Consider the following 25,728-nt stretch of genomic DNA (forward strand, 5'->3'; position numbering starts at 1 on the left):
GATTAGCCTATTGTTTGCCATTGGCGGGTGTTTGCTTCAATAAGAGCAAGATAGAGAGCGAGATGATCATCACCATCGTTAAGGGCTGGTATATAATCAAATTCCTTGCCGCCATGATCTTTAAACTCATCTCCGAGTTCTAGCTTAATTTCTTCCAGCGTTTCAATACAGTCAGCAGCAAAAGCTGGACTGATCACGTTAATCTTTTTAACACCCATATCCGGTAAAGATTTAATGGTCGCATCCGCATAGGGCTTAAGCCACTCTTCACGGCCAAAGCGAGACTGATAAACATGAGTCCAATCTTCGTCTTCCAGCTGTAAAAGTTCTGCCACAGCTTGACTCGTTGCCTCACATCTTTTCGCATAAGGGTCACCGTTCTGTACATAGCGCTTTGGAATGCCATGATAAGAAAAAACCAAATGGCGCTTCTCGCCCTGCTCATCCCATTGTTTAGAAATGCTGTTTGCTAAAGCTTTTATGTATAAGGGGTGGTCAGCATAATCATGGATCAAGTGTAAGCTTGGCCAATGGGGATTGTTTTTTAGTACAGACATAAGCTTGTCGTAAGCGGCTGCAGTAGTGGTTGAAGAAAACTGAGGATACATGGGTAACACTAAAATCTTTTCAGCACCTGCTTGGCGCAGTTTTGTTACGCCATCCTCAATGCTCGGCTCACCGTATGTCATGGCAAGTTCTACTGGCACGTTTTGTTCAATAAGAGCCCCTGCAACCTTTTGCTTTAAACGCTGAGAGTACACCATTAAAGGGGAGCCTTCATCCATCCAAACTTGTTGATATACCTTCGCAACTTTGGGAGGACGAATGGTTAAAATCACTGCATTTAAGATTGGCTTCCAGAGTAAGGGATTAAGATCGACAACACGCGGGTCTGACAAGAAGTCACGTAAAAACTTTCTGACTTCTGGCGCGGTTGGAGCTTTGGGTGTACCAAGATTAATTAGTAGAACACCGTAATTGACCTTACTCTTCATAAACAACCCTTTCGATAAAAACTAATAATATGTAAATAGCGCTTAAACTAGAAAATTCAAGGTCATAGCGTCTTAAAACAGACCAGTGTTATGACTAGACTGGCTTAAATTAGGCGCCAAACTAACCTTACACAGGTAACAATATATAAGCCTATAGCAAACCAACTGACGACTATGGTATCCAGCTGGGTACCTTTCTTTCTAAACAGCCAATAGCCGATAAAGTGACTCGACATCAGAATGACCACACTTGGTATATGAAGTAAGCCAATATAGTTTTCACCCATTGGTAGACCTGACAAGCTTGCTGGATACACAAAGCCCACCAAAGCACCAACACTGGTAAATACAGCTAGAGCACTAGCACAAGCATTACCCACCAAATTGTTAGTGGATCTCACAGGCAATAACGCCTGACTAATACTCTTTGATGAATTAGAAGCCAAAATACTAAAAGTCCCTATACCAAGACCGATAAAAAGTTTAAGTGGGTTTTCTGCTTTCAGCAGGCTTAGGGAAGTTTGGCGGCGGTATAAGGCTAAATTGAAACTGGAGATTATTAACATCAAGACTAAGCCCAAAATAACGACAGCATAAGGCACTAACGAAAACACCTGGGCTCCAATCACTCCACCCATAGCCAAGCCTGGAGCATAGGCGAATATAACTTTGTAAGCCTGGGTATCTTGGCGAATATTTTGTAACCATTGATATAAATGGCTGGGCAATAATGCGACCAGTGTACTGGCGATGAGGGGTAACAGCATTTCTTCAGGTTGCAAACCAAGTAGGGACATAAAGAAGTATACGCTGGGTATGATCAATAATGATGAGCAGGTGTTTATTAACGCCGCTAAGATGCCACTGGTGGCCCCAACGATTAGCAATAAAATATAATATTCTGTCATTCAGTTAATCACTCTGTTTGCTCAAAAAAAAACAGGCCATTGCCTGTTTTTTTAAATGGTTAAATTAGCTGTAAACTAATCTCTATAAACTACGCTTCGAATCCGTTCTTGGATCAGTGTGGCAAGTTTATCTGGTTGGAATTTAGAGAGGAAATCATCACAACCTACTTTTTGAACCATGGCTTTGTTAAAGCTGCCACTCAAAGATGTGTGCAGAACAATATATAAATCCTTGAGTTTAGGGTCTTCTCTGACTTCACGGGTTAAACGATAGCCATCCATTTCAGGCATTTCGGCATCCGTTATCATCATTAAGAGTTTCTCTGGAACCACTTCACCGTCTGCTGACCATTTCTTCAGTTTCTCGAGGGCACGTTTACCGTCGGTCGCAATATGAACCGTGATTCCTAAGTAATCGAGAGTGGATCGACATTGAGCCAAGCCCACTGAAGAATCATCTACGATAAGCACTTCTAAACCCTTGGCAAGGGTTAACAAATCCTCGTCAATCACATCTGGGCTAATAGAACTATCGTATGGTGAAATCTCAGCCAAAACTTTTTCTACATCGATAATTTCAACAATACGCTCTTTCACGCGAGTGATAGCAGTGAGGTAATGTTGTCTGCCGGTTCCATCTGGTGGCGGGAGAATTTCATTCCAATTCATATTAATAATGCGATCAACCTCCCCTACCATGAAGCCTTGTACTGAATTATTGTATTCAGTAACAATTAAATTACAGGGCTCATCACGATTAATCGGGCGCATTCCGATGGATTCGGAAAGATCAACAACAGGAATGGTTCGATTACGGAAATGTGTAACACCAGCAACAGAAGGATGACGGTGGGGCATCAAGTTCAATTTTGGGAGTTGTACCACCTCTTGAACTTTAAATACGTTGATAGCAAACATCTGCATGCCATTCATTCTGAACATCAGCAGTTCTAAGCGGTTTTCACCCACCAGTTTGGTACGTTGGTCAACGGCCTCTAGCATGCTCGCCATACATTTCTCCAAAGTTCTAATGTTTGCCAGTAATCATATTGCTATGATATTGCATTAACACAAGTGTGGCAGTAATTTTTTGATCAAATATAATGAGTTAGACATTTTTTGCACTTATTATCCTAACAGTCAATCGGTGCAGACTCTTGATCCTTCCATTTTAGCTTAATTTTAAGGGCTGTTACATGATCGATATTGGTGTGAACATCAACCATTCTTATTTCCTTGATGATCTTGCGACAACCCTATCCGACTCTGCCCAAGCAGGTGTGAGTGATCTCATTTGCATCGCATCGGACCTAAAAGAAAGCCAAACCATAATGGCTTTGTGCGAACAACATGACAACCTGTGGCACACCATAGGTTGCCACCCTCATCAAGCGAAAGAATGGGGGCAAGACAACTTAGCTCAAGCAAGAAAGCTTATTACACAAAGTAACCCCGTGGCGATTGGTGAAACTGGCCTAGATTTCAACCGTAATTATTCGACACCAACAGAGCAAATCTACGCCTTTGAGCAACAAATTGAATTAGCACTAGAATTTGATTTGCCCTTGTACTTACATGAGCGTGATGCCCATGATGAGATGTTAAAACACCTAGAGAAGCATCCCGTACTGGCCAGTAAATCCATAGTGCACTGTTTTACGGGCAATCTTGAACAATTAAAAAACTATGTTTCACTCGGCTTGTCCATTGGCGTCACTGGTTGGGTATGTGATGAACGTCGTGGGCAAGATTTACAAGAATCCGTGCCTTTCATACCACTAGATAAATTACATATAGAGACAGATGCGCCCTATTTGCTGCCCAGAAACATTCGCCCAAGGCCAAAGCGTAACCACCCTAAGTATCTACCTTATGTTGCTGAGGAAGTGGCCAGACTAAAAAACATGTCTGTTGAAGCGCTAATCGAGCAAACCCGAAAAAACAGCCAAGTCTTATTTGGCATAAAACCACGAAAGGGATAGTTAGAGTAAAGTCATTTGCTTAGACAGCAGGGTTTCCATATTGGTATTAAAAAACGGTAACAAGCTGTCGGCAATGGGCGTAATCTGCTTTTCGATGTAGTGATCGTAATCAATGTTAGTTGGCTTTTCAGCATCGGTATAAGGCTTCACTCCCGATAGCTGATAATAGTAAGCGACACGTTTCCGCCCTTTATCAAACTCTAGAGGTTGGCCTAGGGCTTTTCGTTCCTCGTCTACCATAGCAGCGGCTCGAACATGAGGTGGCTTATTCTTAGTGTAAGCACTTAGCGGTCGGCTCAGTTGCTTACTGTAAATAAGATCTTGGTCAAACTTGCCCGCAAGCAAATCGGCAATAACCGATTGAATATAAGCAATAGGATTTTCATCGTTAAAAATTAGCTCAAACAATTTACGTTGAACATTGCGGGCCAGAGGCGTCCAATCCGTTCTCGCTGCTTCCAGTCCCTTAAACACAAGCTCACCGTTAGCAAGCCCAGCATAACGTTTCTTGCTGCCTTCTTCCTGCCCACGAATGGTCGGCATAAAAAAGCGACTGTATAAACGCTCGAATTCGAGCTCTAATTTTGAATCCAGTTGTGCGTAATCTGCACACCAGTCTTTTAGTCGAACATTCATGGCATCACATAGCTTAGTGCCAGCCTCTTGTGGGTCCTCAACATCATTTACCAAGGTGACGAAGAGCGAATCTGTGTCCCCATAAATAACCTTAGCACCACTGTGTTCCATCCATTTTTTGGTTAAGCCCAGAAGTTCATGACCTCTCATGGTGATGGAGCTGGCCAATTCGGCATGATAAAAGCGGCAGACATTAGAGCCCAAAACCCCATAAAAGGAATTCATGATGATTTTAATGGCATAACTTAGAATGTCATTTGAGGATTTTTTTGCTTCCTCTCTTGCGTGAGCAAGCTCACTGACAAGCTCAGGTAAAATGGCATCGAACTTACTAAAACTTGCCCCAAGATAACCAGGGACAATTTGACCTTGTGCACTTTCAGGGTTGCCTTGAGCACAAATCCGAGCTAGCGGATCAATAAAAAATGTGCGAATAATACTGGGGTACAGGCTTTTGTAATCAAATACTAAGACATTCTTATACAGGCCAGGTATAGAGGACATCACAAAACCGCCAGGGCTTGCGACAAATTCTTCATCTCGCCAAGCTGGGGCCACCCAGCCTTTATTATGCAATCTGGGTAAATATAAATTCTCGAATGCGGCGACAGAACCACCGGGTTGTTCAAGGGGGATGCCTGTTAAATCCACCCGAGTTTGCTGCAGTTCAATAAGCTTTAGTTTTTTAAAGATGCGATAAACTAGATCACAGTCCTGTAAGTTATAGGCAATAAACATGGGTAAATCTTCAGCGTGCATACGCTCGATTTCTTGCCAACGACTAGAACCTTTTAACAGTTTAGAGTCTTGTAATATTTGCTGACTAACATGGTTCAAACTGTAGGATTCAAAATGATAGCCACCCACTTTTAGTAAGGTAATCCCATCTAGGGCTACACGACCGGGAATGCTAATAAAGTATCGCCCTTGGTTATCGGATGCCCTTAGTTGCCAGGTTTCACCATTCACACCAAAAGCAGGCCTAACGCCAAGTACTTGGCAGCGCTGATCGATGAAATGTAGATCAAAACTAATGAGGTTCCAGCCAATAAAGATGTCTGGAGAATGCTTTCTTACAAATTGAATAAAAGCGAGTAATAGGGATTTTTCATCACGAAAAACATAATCGCCATCCGCTTCATAAGCCGACTCTGTGACAACAAAAACATAGCGTTCTTCATCACAAGTAATGCCGATAGACAGCAAGGTGTTATTAGATACTGAAGTTTCAATATCTAAAGACCAAACTCGCCACTGAGGCTGCCAATCCCCAGGGATGAGTCGTGCTTGATGGAAACGTTGCTGGGCTAAATCCGGTTTGCCAATAAAACGCACCGCACCACGAATATTCCGCTCCATAAGGTAACGGTTATGGGATTTGATGTCTTCTTCATAAACCTCATACCCGTGAGATTTAATCAAGTTAATGGCTTGCTTTTGAAGTGTTAGGCTATGACATTTTATGGCCGCAACTGCCTCTTTGCTAAAAGATCGATAAGGGCTAGCGGTAATCTCTAACCCTTCGATTGTCCGTCCAAAAATGTCTAATGGAGCATTCGTAAAAAAAACACTAAACTGCTTTTCAGGGAAAAGCTGAACCGTTCCTTGGGGCGTTTTTACAAAAAAACTCTGCTCTAATCGCCCTTCTACATCTTTGGATTGCCGACTAATGATGTAGCCCTTGCCTTCGATCATTTCAGTCACGAATTTAGCCTTATAGCTGTCGTAGAATCAGCATGGGGGGCACGCTTAACACTTTTCGGCTAGCAAACAAGCCAATGGCCGTGATTACCCCAATGCCAATGGCAGGTCCAACCAACCAAAGTAATCCATGGAAGCTGGCAGGGGAATTAAACACAAAAACTTGAAGCCCAAATAAACAAGCCTCGGCGCCTAGGGCGGCAATTAAACCAGAGAAGAAACCTAGCGCTCCAAACTCTACCAGCAATGCTTGTTGCACTAACGCTTTTCTCGCCCCTAACACTCTTAATAGCGCGCCTTCCTCTAACCTTTCTTCTAGCGTGGCACGAACACTGGCCACTAAAACTAGAGCACCAGCACTCAAAATACACACTAATACTAACTGAATGGCTTGTGTTAACTGACCGAAGACGAGTTGAATTTGCTTAAGCAGATCTCCCACATTAAGCATGGAAACCGTTGGGTAATTAGCCATCTGTTGATAAAAGCTCTGGGCTTTATCGTCTTCCACAAAAAGACTGCTGACAAAGTTTGCTGGATAATCTTGCAAGACTTTTTTAGGCAAAATCAGATAGAAGTTTGGCTGCATTGACCCCCAATCTACCCAGCGTATCGATGTCACCGGCAAAGTGTAATCAACACCACCAATGTTGAGAGTTAACTCATCACCTAATTGGATATTCGCTTCTTCAGCGGCACTTTGTTCGACCGATAGGCCTTCGCCATTAAAATCCCCAGCGATAAGTTTATTGGCTTCACCAATAGTGTCTGCCCAGGTTAAATTAAGCTCACGCTCAAACAATTCTGGTTCGTCTCGTTCTCTTGGGTACAAGACTTTTGCACTGACACCATTAAATTCAGTGACACGACCACGTACCATTGGGAACCACTCAGAGGCTGGCACGTTCAGCTGTGAAATGGTGTCATTAATCGGCTCGACTTGATCTGCCTGTACATTAAACAAATAGTGATTAGGTGCATCCTCTGGAAGCTGGCTTTGCCAGTCCGAAACAAGGCTAGTTTTAATACCGAGTAAAATTAAACCCAACATGATGATTAGGGTAAAAACCAACAACTGAAAAAGATTTGGTGTTAATCGACGGTATAAAGAAGCTAAGCCAATTTGCCAACCGTTACTGGCACCTGATGATAACAGCCGACCAAGGCGGAAGCCTGCCCAGCCGATTACGCAAACCACCACCCCAACACAAGCAATGGCGATGGTCATAACGGTGGGTAGTAGGAAACCATTGGTATACAAGCACATCAAACCGTATAGACCTACAAAGCCTACCGCATAAATGAGTAAGGTGTTTTGTTCAATCCGAGCGCTGGGTTGCAACACGGACAAAGGTGAAATACCAATTAAACGACTGATTAAAGGCAAACAAAACGCACACATTGAGATTAGCCCTGTGGCCACACCAATCCAGAGTTTTGTTAAGCTTGGATCGGGTAGCTGGGTAGACATCAAGCTACTTAAAAGAGCTGAAATTATTTGCTGCAATCCCCAACCTGCCAGCAAACCAAGACTTGCGCCAAGTACAAACAGAATTACCAGCTGGATAAAAAATACTTTTCGCAAAAGCTTAGGGGTTGCGCCAAGGGTTTTAAGCACAGCTACTTGCATTAGGTGTCTTTTCACAAAACGGGCTGCCGCCAAGGCCATGGCAACACCAGACATGATTACAGCCAAGGTTCCCGCCAGTAACAAGAAGGATTCGGCTCGACCAATGGTATCACCAATTCTTTCGCCCTTTTGGGTCGGTGTACGCCAGCGTTGCCCATCACCCAGTTGTGGTGTGATCCAGGCTTCATAATCTTCTAAGGCTTCTTTATCACCTGCGAGAAGCAATGAATAACTGACACGACTTCCAGGAATAATAACGTTGGTCGCGGCTAAATCTGCCATATTCATAACGGCTCGAGGAGAGATGGCAAACGAAGAAGTAGTCGAACCTGGATCACGCACTAAATAGCGGCTGACCGTTAACTCTGTATCACCGACTTCTACTTTGTCACCAATGGAGGCAGAAATTAAGCTGGACAGTCTTGAAGAGAGCCAAATTTCACCAGGCTTTGGGGATTGTGTATCCGGTGTACCTGTTCCGAACAAAGTTTCATCAGTTAAGAATGCTCCGCGCAATGGGTATGAGCCTGTGACAGCGCTGACCTGTGCTAGCTGTAAAGCACCGTCAGAGAACAGCATGGTCGAAAAGGAGGTTCTTTGTCCTTGTTGAAGGGAAAGTTCTTGTGCTTTTTCTCGCCAATCGCTGGGAATCTGTTCATCAGTTCGTACTTGGCGATCCGCAGCAAGCAAATTGGCAGATTCTTGTTCGAAGGACAATTGCAAGCGATCGACAAATAACCCGATAGCCGTGACCGTACTAACAGAGATCACCAAAGCCATCACCAGTGTTAATAGATCCCCACTACGAATGTCTCGAAGTAATAATTTAAGCGCTAAACTCATGAGGATTTTTCCGTTAACTGGCCTGCAGACATGACAAGTTGGCGGTCACACATTGCAGCGAGGTCATTATCGTGGGTCACCATTACGAGAGTTGTACCATTTGATTTGTTTAGATCAAATAGTAAATCAATCACGGTTTTGCCATTGGCTTCATCTAGGTTTCCAGTGGGTTCATCAGCAAAAAGGATTTTCGGGTTCGAAGCAAAAGCTCGTGCAATGGCTACACGCTGTTGTTCTCCACCAGACAGTTGATTTGGATAATGGTCTAAACGGTGGCCTAAACCGACTTTTTCGAGTAATTCTTTAGCTTGCTGTTTCGCCTGTTTGTCGCCCTTTAATTCGGCGGGCAACATTACGTTTTCTATGGCTTGTAAACTCGGCAACAAATGGAATGACTGAAAAATAAAGCCGACATACTGGCCTCGCAGTAATGCCCTTTGCTCTTCATTTAGGGAAGAAAACAATTGATCATATAAATAGATTTCACCCGAGGTGTTTACATCAAGGCCAGCTAACAGTCCTAGTAAAGTAGATTTACCGGAACCGGAAGATCCGACAATTGCCACGGACTCGCCTTCTTTAATTTCCATATTTATTCCCTTTAATAGGGTTAAATTTCCTGTATTTGATGATACGGAATGCGTTAGATTAGACACTTTAATGGCATTGTTGCTGTTCATCTATAAGACCCTAAAGGTTAAATATGATTTATAAATCTCGGTATTGGCTAAGCGCCATTCTAATAATTCTTACCAGCAGCTTTACAAGTGCAGCGAACTTACTGGTCATGGGCGACAGTCTGAGTGCCGCTTATAATTTAAGACAGCAAGATGGCTGGGTAAGTTTATTGGAAAATAAACTTTCTTCATCGCACCCACAAACCACCATTATAAATGCCAGTATTAGTGGCGAAACAACTCAAGGTGGTTTGTCTCGGTTTCCCGCACTACTTGATCAATATAAACCTCGGTGGGTTATACTTGAGCTGGGTGCGAACGATGCGTTAAGAGGTTACCCTTTACAACAAACGATCTCAAATTTAGAAACTATGGTTGAGCAAGCTCAGCAAATTGATGCGAAGGTTTTGCTGGTTGGAAATCAAATCCCACAAAACTATGGTAAACGTTATACCCAGATGTTCTTTAATTTGTATAAAGACATCGCTCAAAAATACCAAACTGACTACATACCCTTCATGCTAGAAAATGTTGCCTTAAATAAAGACCTAATGCTAGGTGATGGTTTGCACCCTAATGCTCAAGGTCAAATTATTGTACTGGAAAATATTGAGCCAACCTTATACGAAATGCTTCAGAAATAAGGAAAATTTAATGAAAGCTGTGTTTTTAGACCGTGAAACCTTCCCTAACTACATTGATATCGCTCTTCCTGATCAAATTAGCGAATTTGTTGAATACCCAATTTCGACACAGGAAGAAGCTATAGAACGCATTAAAGATGCGGATATCGTGCTGACAAACAAAGCCATTTTAAACGCTGAGGCGATCGCTCAAGCAACGAGTCTTAAACTTGTGCAAGTGATGGCAACGGGTACCAATAATGTTGATCACCAAGCCTGTAAAGAAGCTAATGTCACGGTTCAAAATGTTGAGGGCTATTCCGTTGACAGTGTGCCGGAACATACTTTCTCATTGCTGTTAGCCTTACGTCGCAATTTGCTGTCATACGTTAGTGATGTAAAAGCCGGCAAATGGAGTGAATCAAAGCATTTTTGCTTTCTGGACTACCCGATTAAGGATATAGCTGGGACCACCATGGCAATTTTTGGCAAAGGCACTCTTGGCACTCATGTTGCTAAGATTGCGCAAGCTTTCGGTATGAAGGTGGTATTTGCGGATCATAAAGATGCCGAAACCGTTCGTGATGGGTATATCTCTTTTGAAGAAGCCATTAGTTTGGCAGATGCAATTAGCCTTAATTGCCCATTAACACCAACCACTCAAAACCTCATATCAACGGCTGAGTTCAAGCAAATGAAGCCCTCTTGTTTGTTATTAAACATAGGCCGTGGTGGCTTAGTGGATGAGCAGGCATTAGTTACTGCGCTGAAAAATCAATTGATCGCAGGGGCGGCTTTTGATGTTTCACAAACCGAACCTATGCCTGCAAACAGTCCATTGAATGAATTGCTTGATATGCCCAACTTCTTATTGACCCCGCACGTTGCTTGGGCCAGTGATGATGCCATGCGTAAGCTGGTGGGAATCGCTCAAGATAAGATGAGCACCTTTATAGAAAACCTTTCATGAATCTAGAAATACTGTATCAAGATGATGATTTAATCGTCGTTAATAAGCCTTCGGGGCTATTGGTTCATCGTACTGAGCTTGCTAAAGAGGAAGAAGACGCTGTTGTGCAGCGTCTTCGTGACCAAACAGGACAATGGGTATTTCCGGTTCATCGTTTAGACCGAGGAACCTCTGGCGCCTTGTTACTTGCCTTTTCACCTGAGATTGCGCGCCAATTATCACTGCAATTTAGTGAAGCGCGAGTCAGTAAAAATTACCACTGCTTAGTGCGAGGCTTTTGCGACTCCAATGGAGTAATTGACTACCCATTAGCCAAGCTGAATGAAGTAAAAGGACGTTCTCGCTTTAAAATTGAAGGCACAGAGAAAGAAGCGGTAACAGAATTTGAGTTAGTGCAGCGCTTTCAGCTGCCAATACCTGTCAGCCGTTATGATTTTATGAGACTGAGCTGGTTAAAAGTAACCCCAAAGCAAGGCCGTAAGCATCAAATACGTCGCCATTTTAAACACCTGCTAAACCCTCTAGTGGGTGACTCTCGCTATGGTTGTCGACACATTAATAAAGCGTGTCGAGAATTATGGACAGAAGAACTTCGTTTAATGTTACACGCTTCCGAGCTTTCCTTTGAGCACCCTGCCTCCCAGGAGAACATCTCGGTAACAGCCCCCTTCCCAATTGAGCTGCAAAGCATTTTAGATAAGCTTGATTCGTATAAATATTAACCTTTCGATCAAGTTTATCCTGTCATTAAATTTAATTATCTCTTTGCCCCTAAAGAATTAATCCTTCCGGTCGATAAATAGGCATAGCTGAATATCGTTTCAAATTATCAAGGCTTAATAATGAAGAAAAGAAACCTAGTCTATTCAACAGACCAAGGCCGTACTTGTCCAGAATGTGAACATGCTATTGATGATTGTCAGTGCAACCAATCTTCTATTTTGGGGGATGGTAATGTGCGTATCACACTTGAAACCAAAGGGCGTAAAGGAAAAGGTGTCACCCTAGTTTCCGGTTTAGCCATGACCTTAGATGAGATGAAGCAGCTCGCTAAAAAGCTTAAAGCACAGTGTGGTACGGGTGGAGCCGTAAAAGACAACCAGATTGAGATTCAAGGCGATAATCGCGAAAAAATTAAAGATTTACTCCAAAAACAAGGGGTTAGCGCAAAGATATCTGGTGGTTAGAGCTTACAAAGTTCTAAAAAAACGATTAACATCAATAATATAGCTATGAGTTAGAAACTCATATACATCATTGCTCTTTCTTGAATACGGGATGTTTAAGGAAAGTCGTAAAAATGAGGTTTTCATGTACCAGGAAAACAACAAGCAAGCAAATCGGCTAATGCGCAAAGCAGTCCCACTAATGTTAAAGCTCGATATTGCCCCCACTCCATACAACTATGGAGTTTGGTACGAATACGTTTCAAATCGCAATCAAAAACTTAATCAACTCATGGATAGCACCCTAAGAAACTTTGGCAGTTTTCCAAGCTATGTTGCCAGAGAGCTTTTTCATGATTTTTTGTTATCCGATGAGTTTTCCTATCAAAGAGAACATCAAAAAACACTGGAGACCATGACCAGTGACATTGGAGATTCTTCCAATGAAATGAACAAAGAAATTCAGCAATTGACCAAAACCTTGAGTAAGAGCCGTCATGCTTTGAAAAATACTGATGAGCCAAAACAAGTTGAAAAAGTCATTAAATATCTCGAAAGAGGCACACAGAAAGCCAACAAAGCGGCCATCCAATTTAGTCATTCATTGCAAAATGTGCAGAAGGAACTGGACAAGTTAAATACCGAATTGAATGAGATGAAAAAGAATACCGAATTGGACCAGTTAACAAAAATGGCCAATTTTAGAGGTTTGGAAAGGCATCTTGTTGATTCCATTCCTCAGGCAGAAGAAGATTTGAGCTTGCTAGTGGCTGACATAGATGGCTTGTCCCTTGTCAATAAGGAATACGGCAAACGAGCAGGCAACGCCCTCATTCGTTTTATCGCTGAAACGATTAAATCCTGCCTACCTGATGATGGCTATATTGCCAGATTACAAGGTGGCCGTTTTGCCATCGTGATCAATGATATGGAATTGAAAAGTGCTACGCATTTAGGTGAACAAATCCGTGAAAAGGTATCGATCCAAAAGATTCGCTATAAACAAACAAAGATTTTGTTGAAGCCCGTTACCGTATCGGTGGGTATAGCGACCATTTTTGGTGATGAGACCTGCCAAGAACTTATGGCGCGGGCAGAAGGAAATTTAAACATGGCTAAGGCCTCGGGTAAAAATTGTGTTTCTACCCATGGTTTAAGTGCTTAACTAAACGTAGGTGCCAAGATGACAAACTTAATTACTCCTAAACAGACCTTCTTTTCAGTTCGTGATTACGAGTGTGACATGCAGGGGATTGTTAATAATTCTGTTTACCAAAACTATCTTGAGCACGCTAGGCATCTATTCATCAAATTAAAGGGTTTAGACTTTGCCAAGATCACAGCGCAAGGCATTCATCTTGTGCTGATTAAAGCAGAATTGAATTACAAACGCTCTTTAAAGAGTGGCGATGAGTTCTATATTCAGACCCATGTTGATAGACAGTCAAAGTTAAAACTTATCTTTGTTCAAGAGATCTTTCACGCGACCACTAATCAATTGGTGTTAACTGCGAATATGACGGTGACTTCTACCAACACGGAAGGCAAGCCGATTATTTTCAAAGAAGCCGAATTGCTTTTCAAAGAGTAAACTGGCTTAATTATTTTCAAATATTTCATCGCACAAGGAGCGTGCTAAAAACATTGTTAGGCTTTTAATGAATCGTCTTGTTGTACTTTGCTTTTTACTGCTCCCTATCCATTCCTATAGTCAGTCTGTTTTCGTAGAACGGGTTATTTCTGTGTACGATGCCGATACCTTCCGTGTCGACATTAATGGCTGGCCAGACATTATCGGTAAAAACATGTCTATTCGGGTTAACGGCGTTGACGCCGCTGAGATTCGGGGCAAATGTGAGAGTGAAAAAGTACAGGCCAAAGCTGCTCGTGATTTCACTCGCAGCCTACTTTCCAATAGTAAGAGTATTGAGCTTCGAGACTTAAAACGTGGCAAGTATTTTCGCTTAATCGCGGATGTTTATATTGATGGTGAGTCTTTGACAGATAAACTGATCACTTCGGGTCATGCCCGCCCCTATGAAGGTGGTCATAGGGACGGTTGGTGCTAAGCCCTTCATCAGCTTAGTAAGTTTTATTGAGCTTCTGCTCCATTAGATGCCACACCCTTTTTTCCTGTGAAAAACAAAGCTAGCACAATGATAACGCTGGCTGCCACGTTCAAAATATAAACATTCGTTAGCGCCCCAGGTATGTATTCTACAAAGGAAGTTAGAAACTGCCCCGAAAATACCGCCATGGTGAAGTAAGACAAATTGCGCCCTCTTACTGCCAATGGGCTTCTTTCTACTGTCATGTGATTTAGCAGCGGAATACTAAAACCAAAACCTATACCGCTGGCAATAGCTCCTACCCAAGACACAAAATAATTAGGCTGAATGAAACACACATAGGAAATGCCTAAACTTATAAAGGCGACCAGTAAGGTGTTTTGCTCACCCAATTTCCCTGTCATTCTAGGAAGAAAATGCGCCGTTATTACCGCTACCATTGAGATAAAGGCAAGTAGTATCCCTACTTCTTCTTCTGAGTAATATCTTTCGTGCAACACCAATGGCAGAGATACCGTACTGGTAAAGAAAATCACCATGGCCAATACAGCAATTAAATAAACAGTCTTAAGTGACATGCCAAGCTGTTGGACTGTATCGATAATTGGACTTTCGTCCTTTGGTTCAGCTGGGTGTTTTCGTGGAACCAAGGCCACCAACATAACTAAAAACAACCATGCTAATAAATAGATAGCTAAAGGCAAGCCCCAATATTGTGCTGCCAAAAGTCCACCCACAAACAAAAAGATGACACCGCCCAACTCTATTGCCATGCCCTGCTTAGCGATCATCCCGAGTCTTTCGTGACCAAAGTACCATTGTGAAATAAGCACGGTACAGGCTGCCATGACAATTGATGTGACACCACCTAGTAGAATACGGTTGGCGAATACATGTGTTGGTCCATGTAATAAATACACACTGGCGCCAATCAGGCCATATAGAAACAAACCTATCACTAAGGATGGATAAGCACCGTATCTATCGATTATTTTGCCTGCAATAGGAGCAAATAACACGGCACCTAAAGCGGGCAAAGTGACTAATAGAACCGAATTTTCGGTAATGCCTAAGCCTGCCGCAATGCTGATAAGCCCAGGTGCAACCACCGAACCCACCATGATGGTTAGGCTGGCAATACATAACAATGTGTATTGTCCTGCTGTTGTTAATCTTGTCATAGTTTCTTCTCTATAAATAAATGTTGAATATTAATGCTTTGCAAAAGCATTGGTTATCATGCTCATTAAAATAAACGCCACACTTACTATTACGACACCCAACCAATGTAGGTAGTCGAATGCTATGACGCCAAGGGTCGAACCTACAGCGCCACCAATGTAATAACCCAGCATGTATAAGCCATTAATACGGCTCTGAGCTTTAGGGTCGATGCTAAAAACACGTACTTGGTTAGCTACTTGAGCGCTGAAAATTGCGAAATCAATCAGAATAATGCCGATAATTAAAGGAATGAGTTCTCCAGCGAAAACACCACTACCAATAAAACCGACCGCGCCAACCACTAGCACCCAATGAATGAGCTTTTTCGAGCCAATTTTATGCACCCATTTCCCAGAGGATTTTGCGCCAATCACACCAGCCAGTGCGATCACACCAAATAAGCCAGCTTGTTGGGCGTTGTACTCAAAAGGCACATCACTAACATAAATGGCCAATGTGGCCCAAAGAGCATTAAAGGCTGCAAACCAACACGCCCCAGAGAACGTATAAATTTGCAAGGCTTTGCTTTTTGCCAAAATACTCACTGAGCTTTTTATAAGCGCCCAATAACCAAGATTGGTTTGTGGAGTGTTCGATGGTAGATACATTTGCAGTAGAATACCGAACAGAGTAGCCAGCAGTGCAGACATCAGAAACACAATGCGCCAGCCTGTTTGCTCACCTAGAAAGCCACTCAACGTTCGTGACAATAAGATACCTATGGTTAACCCCATCATAAGAGTACCTAAGGTTGCACCGCGATTTTCTTGACTCACTAATGACGCTGCAAACGTGATCAGCTGTTGTGTGATATTCGCACTAACGCCAATAACGAATACTGCGACTAGCAGCAGCCAATAACTTGGTGTCACAAAGGCTAGTAGCGACGAAACCACCAAACAGCATGACAAAATGCTAATTAACTTTCTTCTAGGTATAGAATCCCCTAATGGAGAGATAAACAATAATGCAACGGCATAGCCAAGTTGTGTGAGCGCCGGTACACCACTTAACTGGGTATCTGTAAGACCGAACTCTGCTCTCATTAAGGGCAAAATGGGCTGGCTATAGTACAAATTGGCTGCACTGGCTGCGATGGCAGTTGTCATCAGCAATAGTAAAAAGCGACCTAGTTTTGCGGATGTCTGACTCATGAAACACTCTTTCAATTAATTAAGCTTGAATCATAAAGTCTATTTATTAATAACAAAAATGTTATTATTTTATTGATTCAATACTAAAAAAGCATAGATAAATTCCCTATTGAGCAAAGTGTTCCAAAGGACATAGCAATGGATATTAAACCCCTTAAAAGCTTTGTTTGTGTTGCTAAGCATAAGAGCTTTTCTGAAGCGGCACGTGAGCTAAACACAGTTCAACCTGCCATTAGTCGTCACATTTCTAGCTTAGAAGATGAGCTTGGCGTTTTGCTTTTTCGTCGAAATTCAAGAGATGTATCGATAACGCCAGCTGGAGAACAGCTCTTAAAAGACGCTGCCTTAATCTTGCAATTAAGTGAACAAGCCAAAGTTCAGGCTAAGCGCGCTCATAAAGGGCAGATCGGAAGCCTCAATATTGGTTACCTTGGATCGGCCTGCTTATCTTTCCTAGCCCAGATCATTCGTTTATATAAAATTAGTTTTCCCCATGTCCATGTATCCTTATATGAAATGACGGCCACGGAAAACATAGAGGCTTTGCAAAGCGACACCATAGATATTGCCTTCTCAAGACCCCTACCAGAGTCCCTCAAAGGCGATTACAGCGCCCATAACGTTTATACCGATAAACTGGTGCTGATTGTCAACAAACACCACAGGTTAGCTGGCAGTCAACAAGTTGAGCTGAGTGAATTGAAAGATGAAGAGTTTATAATTTTTAATCGAAATGAAGCGCTTGGCCTGTTTGATGAAACCATCACTCTGTGCCGTCAGGCAGGTTTTTCACCTAATATCGTAAGCCAACCTAAACATATGCAAACCCTGGTGACAGAAGTTGCTGCGGGGCTTGGGACGGCCATAGCCCCCTACTGTACCCGAAAGCTATACAGTGATGGCTGTGACTTTATCCGTCTAGAGAAAGTAAATACTGAAATCCCCATGGAGATCCAGTATAAAACCAGTCGCTTAAACACCACGATAGAAGAGTTTTTAGGGGTCGTAATGGCTTCCAGAAATGATATTCGTGACTCCATGGCCATCTAATTAAAAACAACCTTTAGAGCCAACAAAATAAGCAGAAACCCTGTGACCTTATCAATGACAGACGCTTTGCTACGAATATGCTCAATGATGGCACTGTTAGAAAGAATAATGGCCACCAAGGTGTACCACAATCCATCAAGAATAGCGGGCGTAAAAGCGATCACTAGGTTCATGGATACGCTGTTAGCCTCATTAATGAATTGACTAAACAAGGCGATGAAAAACAGGGCAATCTTGGGGTTGAGCAATGAGATAGCCAAGCCATCTATCATGACTTGTTTAATGCTAACCTTATTCCCCGACTTTAGCTTATCTTCAAGGCCACCTTTCGATAACAGCGATCGTATTCCTAAATAAGCAAGATAGGCTGCTCCAAGGTAAGTAATAGCTTTGAATAACATCGGTGAGTGTGTCAGCAAAATCGACAAGCCGCTCATGGTAAAAAAAGCATAAATCAAAATACCCAACGCATGAGACCAAGCCACTGCGATACCATACAACCGGCCACCTGTTAAAGAATGCTTAGCCACAACCGCAAGGCTTGGCCCTGGAGACATAGCACCTAGAAGACAAATGGTAAAAAGCGTAATGATGAAACTTAAGGTCATGGGGGCTCATCCTGAGTTATTATTTTGGTGAGTGATAGTAATGAAAATTGCGGTAGGTTAGCAACTAAACCAAGAGTAGTCCCTAATTGCTCTTTAACATTTCACGTTACTCCAAAGTTACTGAACATAAACTATCTTTCCCGTTTTATCATCCAAGCTTGCACAACTAACTCAATTGTATATGGATTTGTCAGATTCCTATTAAGAGGAGTTATCGCTTGACTTGTTAGCGTCGCCAAATTTAACATTATCAGTAATATGGCCCCTGCCTCTTGTCTCTTTGAGATTACGTGGGGGTTTTTATTGTCTTCTACTCCTGATCAAACCACCAAATGCATCCCCATCAACAACACCTATATCGGCAAAGCTTCGTTTATTGCCTGATTGCATTTCAGGAAAAGGTTATTGACATAACTTTGGTAAACGGTCAGAATTCTCTCGCTCACCTACCATTGCGTAGAAAGAGGTGACCGTATCGTCCGGTCCATAATAGGCGACCATTCCTTTCTTTCAAAACCATTCGCAATTATCTAACTCAGACTTTTCTCCTTCCAAGTATTCTCTATACCATTTTTCATAGCTGTCACGCTTTTTAGTCTCTGTAATATAAAAGCTAGTTACTTTGCTTTTCTATGTTTAAGCTCTTCAGCCTGGGCAATGACTTGCCGTTGATCATCAATGGCTAAATCTCTTACTTTCTCAAAAAACGTTTGTTTTTCCGTCGTTGATGCATAGCGGATGAAATCTGAAAAAGGAATGGACTTAACGTTTTCACGTCGACATTGACTTCTCTTTTTCCTAGTTTGTTTGGGAAAAAACATTCCTGTTTTAAATTTTTTTAACCACCCAAATACCATTTTTCTTAGGGACTTGGTACTCCAAGCGCCCTTCCTCTTTCAGCTTCGACACAGCCCGTTCCACAGTTCTCAATGACTTACCAATTCTCTCTGCTACATCAGCTAATGTCAGGTCTGGACTTACAGATAATGCAGCTAGAATTTGATCTGGGGTTTTTACCGACACTTCTACCGTCGTTTTTTCTTCCGACTGGATTGCTTCTGTAAGTGACTCATTAATAGCGGATAACAAAAATTCTATAAAGACACTACAGTCAGACTTGGCGTCCGCTTCTCGAAGCGATTGATAGTATTCTTCTTGTCTCGCTTTGATGACGGTTTCTACCGGTAAAAATGCAAGTAAAGGATGCCAACGCTTTAATACTAGTGTCTGCCAAAAGCGCCCCATTCGTCCGTTTCCATCGCTGAATGGGTGAATAAATTCAAATTTGTCTTAAGAGAACAATAGCTCTGAGACGTCCCTCATAGTTTTTGTTTGTTTTATTACCATTCGATATAAAAGCCAAGTAATGACCGCATCTAGAGTGATACCAAGCCCAAACATAATCGCAATTTTGTTCAAAGAAGGTACAAACACTCCTTGCTGATAACTAATATAAGCTGCGCCATAAAACAAAGTATTTACGATCAACGACTGATACAACATTAAGTCTGTTCGACCTATGCCGTAAAAATAGCTATCGATCACATTGTTGAAGGCAAAGACAACATAGAAGCCAATCATAACCACCACTAGATGCGTTACTTCAGAAGCATTGCTTATGCCTATGACGTTATGAACAAAACTTTCCCAAAACGGTATCGTTAGCAACCATAACGCGACAACACCTAGCGTGATCATTAAATAGCTATTAATTCGCTCTTCACTAAGTCCGTTGTTCGTTGCTGCATCTCTCTTCACCACTTGCCCTAGCGTCAGTATAGGTAATAGCAACCATCCCCAAATAAATCCATTTGCAACCCAGAACGTCCCTGCCTGCTGAAGCTGATTCATTAACTGAAGAATCATAACCACAAATGCGGTGTTTCTAACAAAAGACTCTATACCAGACTTGCTTCCTACGTTGAACCATAATCTTAACCAGACTTGATTTTTGAAACTTATGTCTTTGTAAGATAGCTTAATGCCATTGTGCTTGAGTAACTGAAGAGCAACAAAAACTAATAATGAGTTAACTAGAATATTTGTTACTGCAATGCCATTTACACCAAGTTTATAAGAGAACGGCAGTTGGCTAACCAGAACACTGTCACAAAACACAGTAAGCACTGTTTGGATGACCAAAAGTGTATAAAGTGCTTTGTACTTACTATAAAGTACAAGAAGCAAATTCATAAACATATAACCACTAGAAATAAAAATGGCGAGTGCTTCTAAGCGGATATACACAATGGTTTCCTGTAATAGCTTGCTGTTTTGCTGCATGGCTGTAACAAGCTGAGGAGTAAAGTGAACAACAAAAGCCGTCATGATTGCATAAACCAAAACAATGATAGCGAATGATGAAATTGCCCTTTTTCTAAACTCTACGGGGTTCAGGAAAGCTTGCCCAAGAATAAAGGCTAATGGAAGCATGAGAGCTTCACCAATAACCTCATAGCCAATGTTTAACCAGGCTACTTGGGCCGCAATGCTAAGCGACCAGCTATCTGGCATACTGCCAATAAAATGAATACGTGTTGTCGAATAAATAAGCGGGATGAAGCTGCTAACCATTAAGACTAGCCAAAGCCTAAAGTTAATTTGCTTTAATTCCGTTTTTAACATAAAAATCCTTACAGGCTTGAATTATCTGAAGCGCAATACTGGTTTTTATTCTATAACACATTTTGATGTACTATTAGTTTGAAAGCGCTATAAAAAACTTAAACAGTATGGGCTGCCATGAGTTTGCCAGAGATTATTAGCTTCTAGTAGGCCCATGGTGTTAAATAATAGGTTTTTAATTACTTACAAATAATAATTCTTGCTTAGAGATACCATTTAAAGACTATTTGTAACCAGAATATTTAACTTTTCAATGAGTTAAGTCAGCTCAAAAATAAAAGATAAAATACTACTTGAAGAAGCTTAAGACGATGCCGGAGTCATAAAAAAACCGAACAGAAATTAATCTATTCGGTTTCTATTGATGTACTGATTGCAGTACAAGATCAAGAAGTAGGCTTCTAAGTCTTAATCTTTATGGAATAATGGCGGTGAGCAAGAGATTCGAACTCTTGATGCCTTTCGACATACACGCTTTCCAGGCGTGCTCCTTCGGCCACTCGGACAGCTCACCAAAATTTACGCAGTGCGTAATTTGTGCCGCGTATATTAATGATGTCGCTATTTCAATGCAACTATTTTTTACAAATAGTCTTAAAAATTAATCTGTTACCCATTCCAGGTGATTTTCAATCTGAGTATCTTTCACTTCTCTATTGGCACTATTTGGCGTGCCTGCGTAGATAAGCCCGACCAGTTGATCTTCTTCTGACAATGACAAAAGCTCTTTTGCTTTACTGGTAAAGCAAGCAGGGCCTGTTCGCCAAATGCCACCATAGCCTAAAGACTCTAAGGCTAATAGCGCAAGCTGTGCAGCAGCAGAAGTTGCCATGATTTGTTCAAAATCTGGCACTTTGGGGTGGGTTTGAACATTGGCATAAACAAGTAAAATACTGGGTGCACGGTAGGCTTTTTTTATGAAAGCTTCTTTTTTCTCTTCACTAAGGTCTGGCACTTCCGCCAGGGCGTGTTGCCAATATAGCTCACCAATTTTGCGACGCCCTTCCCCTTGGTATACTCTGAAACGCCAAGGCTTTAGGTTACCGTGATCTGGGGCTCGACTAGCGGCATCAAGTATTTTCAACCATTCTTCTTGGCTAGGAGCTGGCAAAGACAAATCAGCATGGGAAGCTCGCTGACGGATAAAGTTAACAATTTCATCACTCATAAAAGCTAGATCCAAAATATATTAAAAGGCACTATAATCATTAGTATATCAATATGGCTTTAGAGCAAGATACCTCTACACCCACCAAATGGGAGTTTTTATGCCAAAATGGCTTATCTGGTTATTAGTTGAATTCAACACAGTGTTACTTGTCGCAAGCTTGCTTATGGCATGGTTAGTACGTCGACAGCACGCAAATAATCAAAATACTAAAAATGCAGACGAGGCATCTAAAGGCCAACAAAGTCTTGAAGCTGATAATTTGCAAGATAGTGAAAACTACCATGGCTTAGTACACTATATTAATCAGCAAATATCTTACGCTGTTGCTGTGCTACCCACTATCAAATCCCCTTCACAGCTCAATTTATTCAAAATTTGGGGCAGCTTACTGCAAGCTGAGCGTTCAATTCTGCTGAACAACCAAGCGGAACAACCTAAACCCACCCTAAGCCGTTTTCTATCCAGTTTACTGTATGCCATTACGTCACCTAAGTTACAAAAAGTAGACAGCGAGGAACTTAAAAAATCGCTGAAACTGGCAGAACAAGAGTTCACTCAAACCACAGAAATTCTTATTTCTAAAGAAGCTTTGCAAGCGAACCAAGCGCTTCTTAATGAAGACCTTCGCAAGAGTATTGAGAATACTAAAACTAAAGTCCGCCGCATGGGGATTAAACATACGGAATACCAAAGACTCAAGTTAGAGCTAAGTGAGTTACAAAAGAAAATAGCAAAACTCAATGGTCAGGAGGTTGATACACCAGAACTAATTAAACATAATGCCGCGGAATACTCTAAAGCGAACAAAGATAAACCCGCCTCTGCATTGCAGGCGGCAAGTTTAGCGAGCCTTACTCATCGTCAGAAAATCGTCATTGACCAGCTAAAGAATCAAATTGGTGACAAGGAAGCGACTCCTACTGATACAGAAGAAGCCCAACGTGTTGCGTTGAGCCGACTTGAAAGGTTATCAGCCGAATCTCAGATGATAGTCCAACAATTGGAACACGAACTAAAAGATACGGACTTGTCCATCCAGAACCTCAAAAAATCTATTAGTAAAAAAGATCAACGATTAGCAGAGTTAGAAAAGCAACTGGTAGAAAAAAATGAGTCTGCCATTAGTTCTTTACAATCCATTAACAGCGATAAACGTGATGCTCTTGATTCGCTTCAAAAAGGCCTTAGCGCTGCTCTGGAGTCAGCCCCTAACGATGCATTAAGAGAGCAGGATAAAGATAGCCAGATGCTAGAGCGTTTACTGCACGAGTCTGAAACCTGTGTGGAGCTTCTTGCTCAAGAACTTACTACGGCGGAAAAAGCTAACGACGAACTAAAAGCTAAACTGGCTGAGTCCATGGGGCATCAAGTGCCTGAGGGCTTACAAACGCAGAGAACAAAAAACCGGGAATTATTACAGAGAATCACTCAGCTTAAGGAGCAAGATGTACAAGCCATCACAAAAGATGACCATCAAGCCCTGCGCGTAGAATACAACAAGAAAAACCTAGAATATGACCGCTTACAATTAGCCTTTGCGGATTTAGAGAGGAAGTATCTAGGGGTAATCAATCAATAATTGTTACCCCTAGATTGATGCTTTATTTAGCGACGTTAAAGTCCAACATGCGCTGTAAAGGAATGAGCGCTTTAACCCTCACCTCTTCATCTACTTGAATTTCACCCGTAGTGGCTTTTAGGGAGTCTCTAAGCATCTCTAGACTATTGAGCGCCATCCAAGGGCAATGAGCACAGCTGCGGCAGTTTGCACCAGAGCCAGCCGTCGGTGCTTCCACAAAACGTTTGTCTGGGGATGCTTGGCGCATTTTGTAGAAAATACCTCGGTCAGTCGCCACAATAAACGTGCTGTTGGACATTTTTTTCGATGCGTTAAGCAATTGAGATGTAGAACCCACCACATCAGCGATCTCAACCACTGATTCAGGAGACTCAGGGTGAACCAGAATCGCCGCATCAGGGTAAACTGCTTTAAGGTCTAATATGCCTTTGGCTTTGAATTCTTCATGAACAATACATGCGCCATCCCAAAGCACCATGTCAGCACCGGTTTCACGTTGTATATAGCCGCCAAGGTGCTGGTCCGGTGCCCAGATAATCTTTTCACCCTGCTCCTTTAAATGTTCAACAACTTCTAGGGCAATGCTGGATGTCACCACCCAATCTGCGCGGGCTTTTACAGCTGCAGAGGTATTGGCATATACCACAACCTTGCGATCAGGGTGCTGATCACAGAAAGCAGAAAAATCATCTATCGGACAACCGATGTCTAAAGAACAAGTCGCCTCTAAAGTTGGCATTAACACGGTTTTTTCTGGGCTAAGGATTTTAGCCGTCTCACCCATGAACTTTACGCCAGCAACGACTAATGTCTGTGCTGGGTGCTGAGCACCAAAGCGTGCCATTTCTAAGGAGTCTGCAATGACGCCGCCTGTTTCTTCTGCTAGCTCTTGAATAGCGTCTTCTGTGTAGTAATGAGCCACAAGCACTGCATTTTTTTCTTCCAGCAGAGATTTGATTTCATCACGGATGGATTGATTATCAACAGAAGGTGTTTTAAGAGTATTTTCAGCAGCAGACAGGTGCTGTTGGACAGTCTCGCGAAGAGCCGCTTTGTTGTAAAGCTCGGTCATGTGATAACTCCTTAAATACGGGGAGCAGTAATGAGGTGTTTTTGGTGGGTCGTACTGGATTCGAACCAGTGACCAATTGATTAAAAGTCAACTGCTCTACCAACTGAGCTAACGACCCAAAAATCACTATGGAATAAAAGAAGTTGTTGGTGGGTCGTACTGGATTCGAACCAGTGACCAATTGATTAAAAGTCAACTGCTCTACCAACTGAGCTAACGACCCAACGGGTTGCGTATACTACAGAGCCCGTTGAGAATTGCAAGTTATTTTAGGCCAGCCAAGTACTTTGTTGCGAGTTTTGCACTGTTGGTATTTGGGAAGCGTCGAATAACGTCTTGCAGGTATTGCTTAGCGTCAGCTGTGGAACCAAGTTGATCATTGACAATGCCCAGTTTATAGATGGCATCGGCTTCTTTACTGTGGCCAGAGAATTTTTGTACCACGGTTTTAAAGTCGTTCAATGAACCTTGTTGATCGCCCAAAACGAGTTTCAATTCCCCTAACCAATAGTAGCCATTTCCTGTTAAAGCATTGTTAGGATAGTCTGCGACAAATTGAATAAAAGCAGCATGAGCAGCTTCATATTGTTTTTGACGAATTAATCCATAAGCACTTGAATAAGCAGCTTTTGCTTCTGCAGAGGTAGGTTCTAACTTAATTGGTGCGATAAGAGGTGTTAAGTTTGTTTCGGTAGCGTTTACGGTAGGTTGACTAGTCGCTGGAGTAGCAGCTACAGCCGGTGTACTTTGCACAGCAGGCTGAGGATTTTTAGAGGCGTTTGCCATCACTAATGAAATACGCTTATCAAGATCTATGTACCGATCTCGTTGCTGTTGTTTCATTTTGTTGAGCTCGTACTCTTGTTCTTCTAGCTTACCACGCAGGTGTTGTACTTCTTGCTGCAGCGTTTCTAGCTGAAACAATAAATCTGCCGCGGCGTTTGGAGAAAGCCCACCTGCAGACACTGACAGAGTGTCTGCAAGCGCAAAAGGCGCTGTGAAACACAGCGCCATTGCAAAAGAGCGTACTCTCATTGCTTTAACG

Annotated in this window: 24 protein-coding genes, 3 tRNA genes and 1 pseudogene; 10 read left to right on the top strand and 18 right to left on the bottom strand. The window is 42.2% G+C overall.

The window, feature by feature from the left end:
* Nucleotides 1-2 precede the first annotated feature (2 nt).
* From hemH to ACUM5Y_RS12215, 3 genes are all read right to left on the bottom strand, one after another.
* Entirely contained in the window at nt 3-995 is a 993-nt protein-coding gene (gene hemH / locus ACUM5Y_RS12205) for a ferrochelatase (RefSeq protein ID WP_445977152.1), read from the bottom strand.
* Between the two features lie 104 nt (nt 996-1,099).
* On the bottom strand, nt 1,100-1,903 hold the full coding sequence (locus tag ACUM5Y_RS12210; protein WP_445977153.1) for a TSUP family transporter: 804 nt from the start codon (nt 1,901-1,903) through the stop codon (nt 1,100-1,102).
* 75 nt (nt 1,904-1,978) lie between these two features.
* Nucleotides 1,979-2,914 (bottom strand): chemotaxis protein CheV, encoded by a 936-nt coding sequence (locus tag ACUM5Y_RS12215; protein ID WP_445977154.1) that lies wholly within the window; start codon nt 2,912-2,914, stop codon nt 1,979-1,981.
* Between the two features lie 185 nt (nt 2,915-3,099).
* On the opposite strand from ACUM5Y_RS12215, the gene ACUM5Y_RS12220 reads away from it, so the two are divergent.
* Nucleotides 3,100-3,885, top strand: coding sequence for a TatD family hydrolase (locus ACUM5Y_RS12220; protein ID WP_445977155.1), 786 nt, complete (start codon nt 3,100-3,102; stop codon nt 3,883-3,885).
* On the opposite strand, the gene ACUM5Y_RS12225 is transcribed toward ACUM5Y_RS12220, so the two are convergent.
* From ACUM5Y_RS12225 to ACUM5Y_RS12235, 3 genes are read right to left on the bottom strand one after another with little or no spacing between them, the layout of a single operon-like run.
* The gene (locus tag ACUM5Y_RS12225; RefSeq protein ID WP_445977269.1) at nt 3,886-6,216 is read right to left on the bottom strand and encodes a DNA polymerase II; all 2,331 of its coding nucleotides are present in this window, start codon (nt 6,214-6,216) and stop codon (nt 3,886-3,888) included.
* A 19-nt stretch (nt 6,217-6,235) separates the two neighbouring features.
* Nucleotides 6,236-8,695: an ABC transporter permease gene (locus tag ACUM5Y_RS12230; protein WP_445977156.1), complete on the bottom strand. Its 2,460-nt coding sequence runs from the start codon at nt 8,693-8,695 to the stop codon at nt 6,236-6,238.
* Entirely contained in the window at nt 8,692-9,375 is a 684-nt protein-coding gene (locus ACUM5Y_RS12235) for an ABC transporter ATP-binding protein (RefSeq protein WP_445977157.1), read from the bottom strand. The genes ACUM5Y_RS12230 and ACUM5Y_RS12235 overlap by 4 nt, the downstream gene beginning before the upstream one ends.
* 23 nt (nt 9,376-9,398) lie before the next feature.
* Between ACUM5Y_RS12235 and ACUM5Y_RS12240 the strand changes: the two genes are divergently transcribed.
* The 7 genes from ACUM5Y_RS12240 to ACUM5Y_RS12270 all read left to right on the top strand — a co-directional run bounded on the left by ACUM5Y_RS12240 (nt 9,399) and on the right by ACUM5Y_RS12270 (nt 14,200).
* On the top strand, nt 9,399-10,016 hold the full coding sequence (locus ACUM5Y_RS12240) for an arylesterase (protein WP_445977158.1): 618 nt from the start codon (nt 9,399-9,401) through the stop codon (nt 10,014-10,016).
* A gap of 10 nt (nt 10,017-10,026) precedes the next feature.
* Nucleotides 10,027-10,965: a D-2-hydroxyacid dehydrogenase gene (locus ACUM5Y_RS12245; RefSeq protein WP_445977159.1), complete on the top strand. Its 939-nt coding sequence runs from the start codon at nt 10,027-10,029 to the stop codon at nt 10,963-10,965.
* On the top strand, nt 10,962-11,687 hold the full coding sequence (locus tag ACUM5Y_RS12250; RefSeq protein ID WP_445977160.1) for a pseudouridine synthase: 726 nt from the start codon (nt 10,962-10,964) through the stop codon (nt 11,685-11,687). The genes ACUM5Y_RS12245 and ACUM5Y_RS12250 overlap by 4 nt, the downstream gene beginning before the upstream one ends.
* A 120-nt stretch (nt 11,688-11,807) precedes the next feature.
* Nucleotides 11,808-12,152, top strand: coding sequence for a stress response translation initiation inhibitor YciH (gene yciH, locus ACUM5Y_RS12255; protein ID WP_445977161.1), 345 nt, complete (start codon nt 11,808-11,810; stop codon nt 12,150-12,152).
* Nucleotides 12,153-12,312: 160 nt separating this feature from the next.
* Nucleotides 12,313-13,296, top strand: coding sequence for a GGDEF domain-containing protein (locus ACUM5Y_RS12260; protein ID WP_445977162.1), 984 nt, complete (start codon nt 12,313-12,315; stop codon nt 13,294-13,296).
* 18 nt (nt 13,297-13,314) lie between these two features.
* Nucleotides 13,315-13,722: an acyl-CoA thioesterase gene (locus tag ACUM5Y_RS12265; RefSeq protein ID WP_445977163.1), complete on the top strand. Its 408-nt coding sequence runs from the start codon at nt 13,315-13,317 to the stop codon at nt 13,720-13,722.
* Nucleotides 13,723-13,789: 67 nt separating this feature from the next.
* Nucleotides 13,790-14,200, top strand: coding sequence for a thermonuclease family protein (locus tag ACUM5Y_RS12270; RefSeq protein WP_445977164.1), 411 nt, complete (start codon nt 13,790-13,792; stop codon nt 14,198-14,200).
* 23 nt (nt 14,201-14,223) lie between these two features.
* Here ACUM5Y_RS12270 and ACUM5Y_RS12275 read toward each other — a convergent pair whose 3' ends face one another.
* Nucleotides 14,224-15,381: an MFS transporter gene (locus ACUM5Y_RS12275; RefSeq protein ID WP_445977165.1), complete on the bottom strand. Its 1,158-nt coding sequence runs from the start codon at nt 15,379-15,381 to the stop codon at nt 14,224-14,226.
* 30 nt (nt 15,382-15,411) lie between these two features.
* Nucleotides 15,412-16,578 carry an MFS transporter gene (locus ACUM5Y_RS12280; RefSeq protein ID WP_445977166.1) on the bottom strand — a complete coding sequence of 389 codons (1,167 nt, stop codon included), beginning with the start codon at nt 16,576-16,578 and terminating at the stop codon, nt 15,412-15,414.
* Between the two features lie 138 nt (nt 16,579-16,716).
* Here ACUM5Y_RS12280 and ACUM5Y_RS12285 point away from each other — a divergent pair, with 138 nt between their 5' ends.
* A complete protein-coding gene (locus ACUM5Y_RS12285; RefSeq protein ID WP_445977167.1) occupies nt 16,717-17,628 on the top strand; it encodes a LysR family transcriptional regulator in 912 nt (303 codons plus the stop codon).
* On the opposite strand, the gene ACUM5Y_RS12290 is transcribed toward ACUM5Y_RS12285, so the two are convergent.
* The 6 genes and pseudogenes from ACUM5Y_RS12290 to ACUM5Y_RS12315 all read right to left on the bottom strand — a co-directional run bounded on the left by ACUM5Y_RS12290 (nt 17,625) and on the right by ACUM5Y_RS12315 (nt 22,029).
* The gene (locus ACUM5Y_RS12290; RefSeq protein ID WP_445977168.1) at nt 17,625-18,236 is read right to left on the bottom strand and encodes a LysE family translocator; all 612 of its coding nucleotides are present in this window, start codon (nt 18,234-18,236) and stop codon (nt 17,625-17,627) included. The two genes, ACUM5Y_RS12285 and ACUM5Y_RS12290, sit on opposite strands and share 4 nt — an antisense overlap.
* Nucleotides 18,237-19,064: 828 nt before the next feature.
* Nucleotides 19,065-19,481 (bottom strand): Fic family protein, encoded by a 417-nt coding sequence (locus ACUM5Y_RS12295; protein ID WP_445977169.1) that lies wholly within the window; start codon nt 19,479-19,481, stop codon nt 19,065-19,067.
* Nucleotides 19,461-19,514, bottom strand: a pseudogene (locus tag ACUM5Y_RS12300) (Fic family protein); the annotation flags it as partial. The pseudogene ACUM5Y_RS12300 and the gene ACUM5Y_RS12295, both read right to left, overlap by 21 nt.
* Before the next feature lie 12 nt (nt 19,515-19,526).
* Complete coding sequence (locus ACUM5Y_RS12305; protein ID WP_445977170.1) at nt 19,527-20,861, bottom strand: MATE family Na+-driven efflux transporter; 1,335 nt, start codon at nt 20,859-20,861, stop codon at nt 19,527-19,529.
* 426 nt (nt 20,862-21,287) lie between these two features.
* A tRNA-Ser gene (locus ACUM5Y_RS12310) sits at nt 21,288-21,375 on the bottom strand.
* Between the two features lie 87 nt (nt 21,376-21,462).
* The gene (locus ACUM5Y_RS12315) at nt 21,463-22,029 is read right to left on the bottom strand and encodes a nitroreductase family protein (RefSeq protein WP_445977171.1); all 567 of its coding nucleotides are present in this window, start codon (nt 22,027-22,029) and stop codon (nt 21,463-21,465) included.
* 100 nt (nt 22,030-22,129) lie between these two features.
* Between ACUM5Y_RS12315 and ACUM5Y_RS12320 the strand changes: the two genes are divergently transcribed.
* Complete coding sequence (locus ACUM5Y_RS12320; RefSeq protein WP_445977172.1) at nt 22,130-23,611, top strand: coiled-coil domain-containing protein; 1,482 nt, start codon at nt 22,130-22,132, stop codon at nt 23,609-23,611.
* Nucleotides 23,612-23,633: 22 nt separating this feature from the next.
* Here the strand turns inward: ACUM5Y_RS12320 and nadA are convergent, their stop codons facing one another.
* From nadA to ybgF, 4 genes are all read right to left on the bottom strand, one after another.
* Nucleotides 23,634-24,683 (bottom strand): quinolinate synthase NadA, encoded by a 1,050-nt coding sequence (gene nadA, locus ACUM5Y_RS12325; protein ID WP_445977173.1) that lies wholly within the window; start codon nt 24,681-24,683, stop codon nt 23,634-23,636.
* Between the two features lie 42 nt (nt 24,684-24,725).
* Nucleotides 24,726-24,801: transfer RNA gene (locus tag ACUM5Y_RS12330), tRNA-Lys, on the bottom strand.
* 29 nt (nt 24,802-24,830) lie between these two features.
* Nucleotides 24,831-24,906, bottom strand: a tRNA-Lys gene (locus tag ACUM5Y_RS12335).
* A gap of 41 nt (nt 24,907-24,947) precedes the next feature.
* Nucleotides 24,948-25,718, bottom strand: coding sequence for a tol-pal system protein YbgF (ybgF, locus tag ACUM5Y_RS12340; RefSeq protein WP_445977174.1), 771 nt, complete (start codon nt 25,716-25,718; stop codon nt 24,948-24,950).
* Nucleotides 25,719-25,728: the final 10 nt, after the last annotated feature.

Source organism: Marinomonas dokdonensis (assembly GCF_052747885.1).

Coding starts and splice junctions, on each gene's coding strand:
- hemH (WP_445977152.1), bottom strand. CDS start 995: ATGAAGAGTAAGGTCAATTACGGTGTTCTACTAATTAATCTTGGTACA.
- ACUM5Y_RS12210 (WP_445977153.1), bottom strand. CDS start 1,903: ATGACAGAATATTATATTTTATTGCTAATCGTTGGGGCCACCAGTGGC.
- ACUM5Y_RS12215 (WP_445977154.1), bottom strand. CDS start 2,914: ATGGCGAGCATGCTAGAGGCCGTTGACCAACGTACCAAACTGGTGGGT.
- ACUM5Y_RS12220 (WP_445977155.1), top strand. CDS start 3,100: ATGATCGATATTGGTGTGAACATCAACCATTCTTATTTCCTTGATGAT.
- ACUM5Y_RS12225 (WP_445977269.1), bottom strand. CDS start 6,216: ATGATCGAAGGCAAGGGCTACATCATTAGTCGGCAATCCAAAGATGTA.
- ACUM5Y_RS12230 (WP_445977156.1), bottom strand. CDS start 8,695: ATGAGTTTAGCGCTTAAATTATTACTTCGAGACATTCGTAGTGGGGAT.
- ACUM5Y_RS12235 (WP_445977157.1), bottom strand. CDS start 9,375: ATGAACAGCAACAATGCCATTAAAGTGTCTAATCTAACGCATTCCGTA.
- ACUM5Y_RS12240 (WP_445977158.1), top strand. CDS start 9,399: ATGATTTATAAATCTCGGTATTGGCTAAGCGCCATTCTAATAATTCTT.
- ACUM5Y_RS12245 (WP_445977159.1), top strand. CDS start 10,027: ATGAAAGCTGTGTTTTTAGACCGTGAAACCTTCCCTAACTACATTGAT.
- ACUM5Y_RS12250 (WP_445977160.1), top strand. CDS start 10,962: ATGAATCTAGAAATACTGTATCAAGATGATGATTTAATCGTCGTTAAT.
- yciH (WP_445977161.1), top strand. CDS start 11,808: ATGAAGAAAAGAAACCTAGTCTATTCAACAGACCAAGGCCGTACTTGT.
- ACUM5Y_RS12260 (WP_445977162.1), top strand. CDS start 12,313: ATGCGCAAAGCAGTCCCACTAATGTTAAAGCTCGATATTGCCCCCACT.
- ACUM5Y_RS12265 (WP_445977163.1), top strand. CDS start 13,315: ATGACAAACTTAATTACTCCTAAACAGACCTTCTTTTCAGTTCGTGAT.
- ACUM5Y_RS12270 (WP_445977164.1), top strand. CDS start 13,790: ATGAATCGTCTTGTTGTACTTTGCTTTTTACTGCTCCCTATCCATTCC.
- ACUM5Y_RS12275 (WP_445977165.1), bottom strand. CDS start 15,381: ATGACAAGATTAACAACAGCAGGACAATACACATTGTTATGTATTGCC.
- ACUM5Y_RS12280 (WP_445977166.1), bottom strand. CDS start 16,578: ATGAGTCAGACATCCGCAAAACTAGGTCGCTTTTTACTATTGCTGATG.
- ACUM5Y_RS12285 (WP_445977167.1), top strand. CDS start 16,717: ATGGATATTAAACCCCTTAAAAGCTTTGTTTGTGTTGCTAAGCATAAG.
- ACUM5Y_RS12290 (WP_445977168.1), bottom strand. CDS start 18,236: ATGACCTTAAGTTTCATCATTACGCTTTTTACCATTTGTCTTCTAGGT.
- ACUM5Y_RS12295 (WP_445977169.1), bottom strand. CDS start 19,481: ATGGGGCGCTTTTGGCAGACACTAGTATTAAAGCGTTGGCATCCTTTA.
- ACUM5Y_RS12305 (WP_445977170.1), bottom strand. CDS start 20,861: ATGTTAAAAACGGAATTAAAGCAAATTAACTTTAGGCTTTGGCTAGTC.
- ACUM5Y_RS12315 (WP_445977171.1), bottom strand. CDS start 22,029: ATGAGTGATGAAATTGTTAACTTTATCCGTCAGCGAGCTTCCCATGCT.
- ACUM5Y_RS12320 (WP_445977172.1), top strand. CDS start 22,130: ATGCCAAAATGGCTTATCTGGTTATTAGTTGAATTCAACACAGTGTTA.
- nadA (WP_445977173.1), bottom strand. CDS start 24,683: ATGACCGAGCTTTACAACAAAGCGGCTCTTCGCGAGACTGTCCAACAG.
- ybgF (WP_445977174.1), bottom strand. CDS start 25,718: ATGAGAGTACGCTCTTTTGCAATGGCGCTGTGTTTCACAGCGCCTTTT.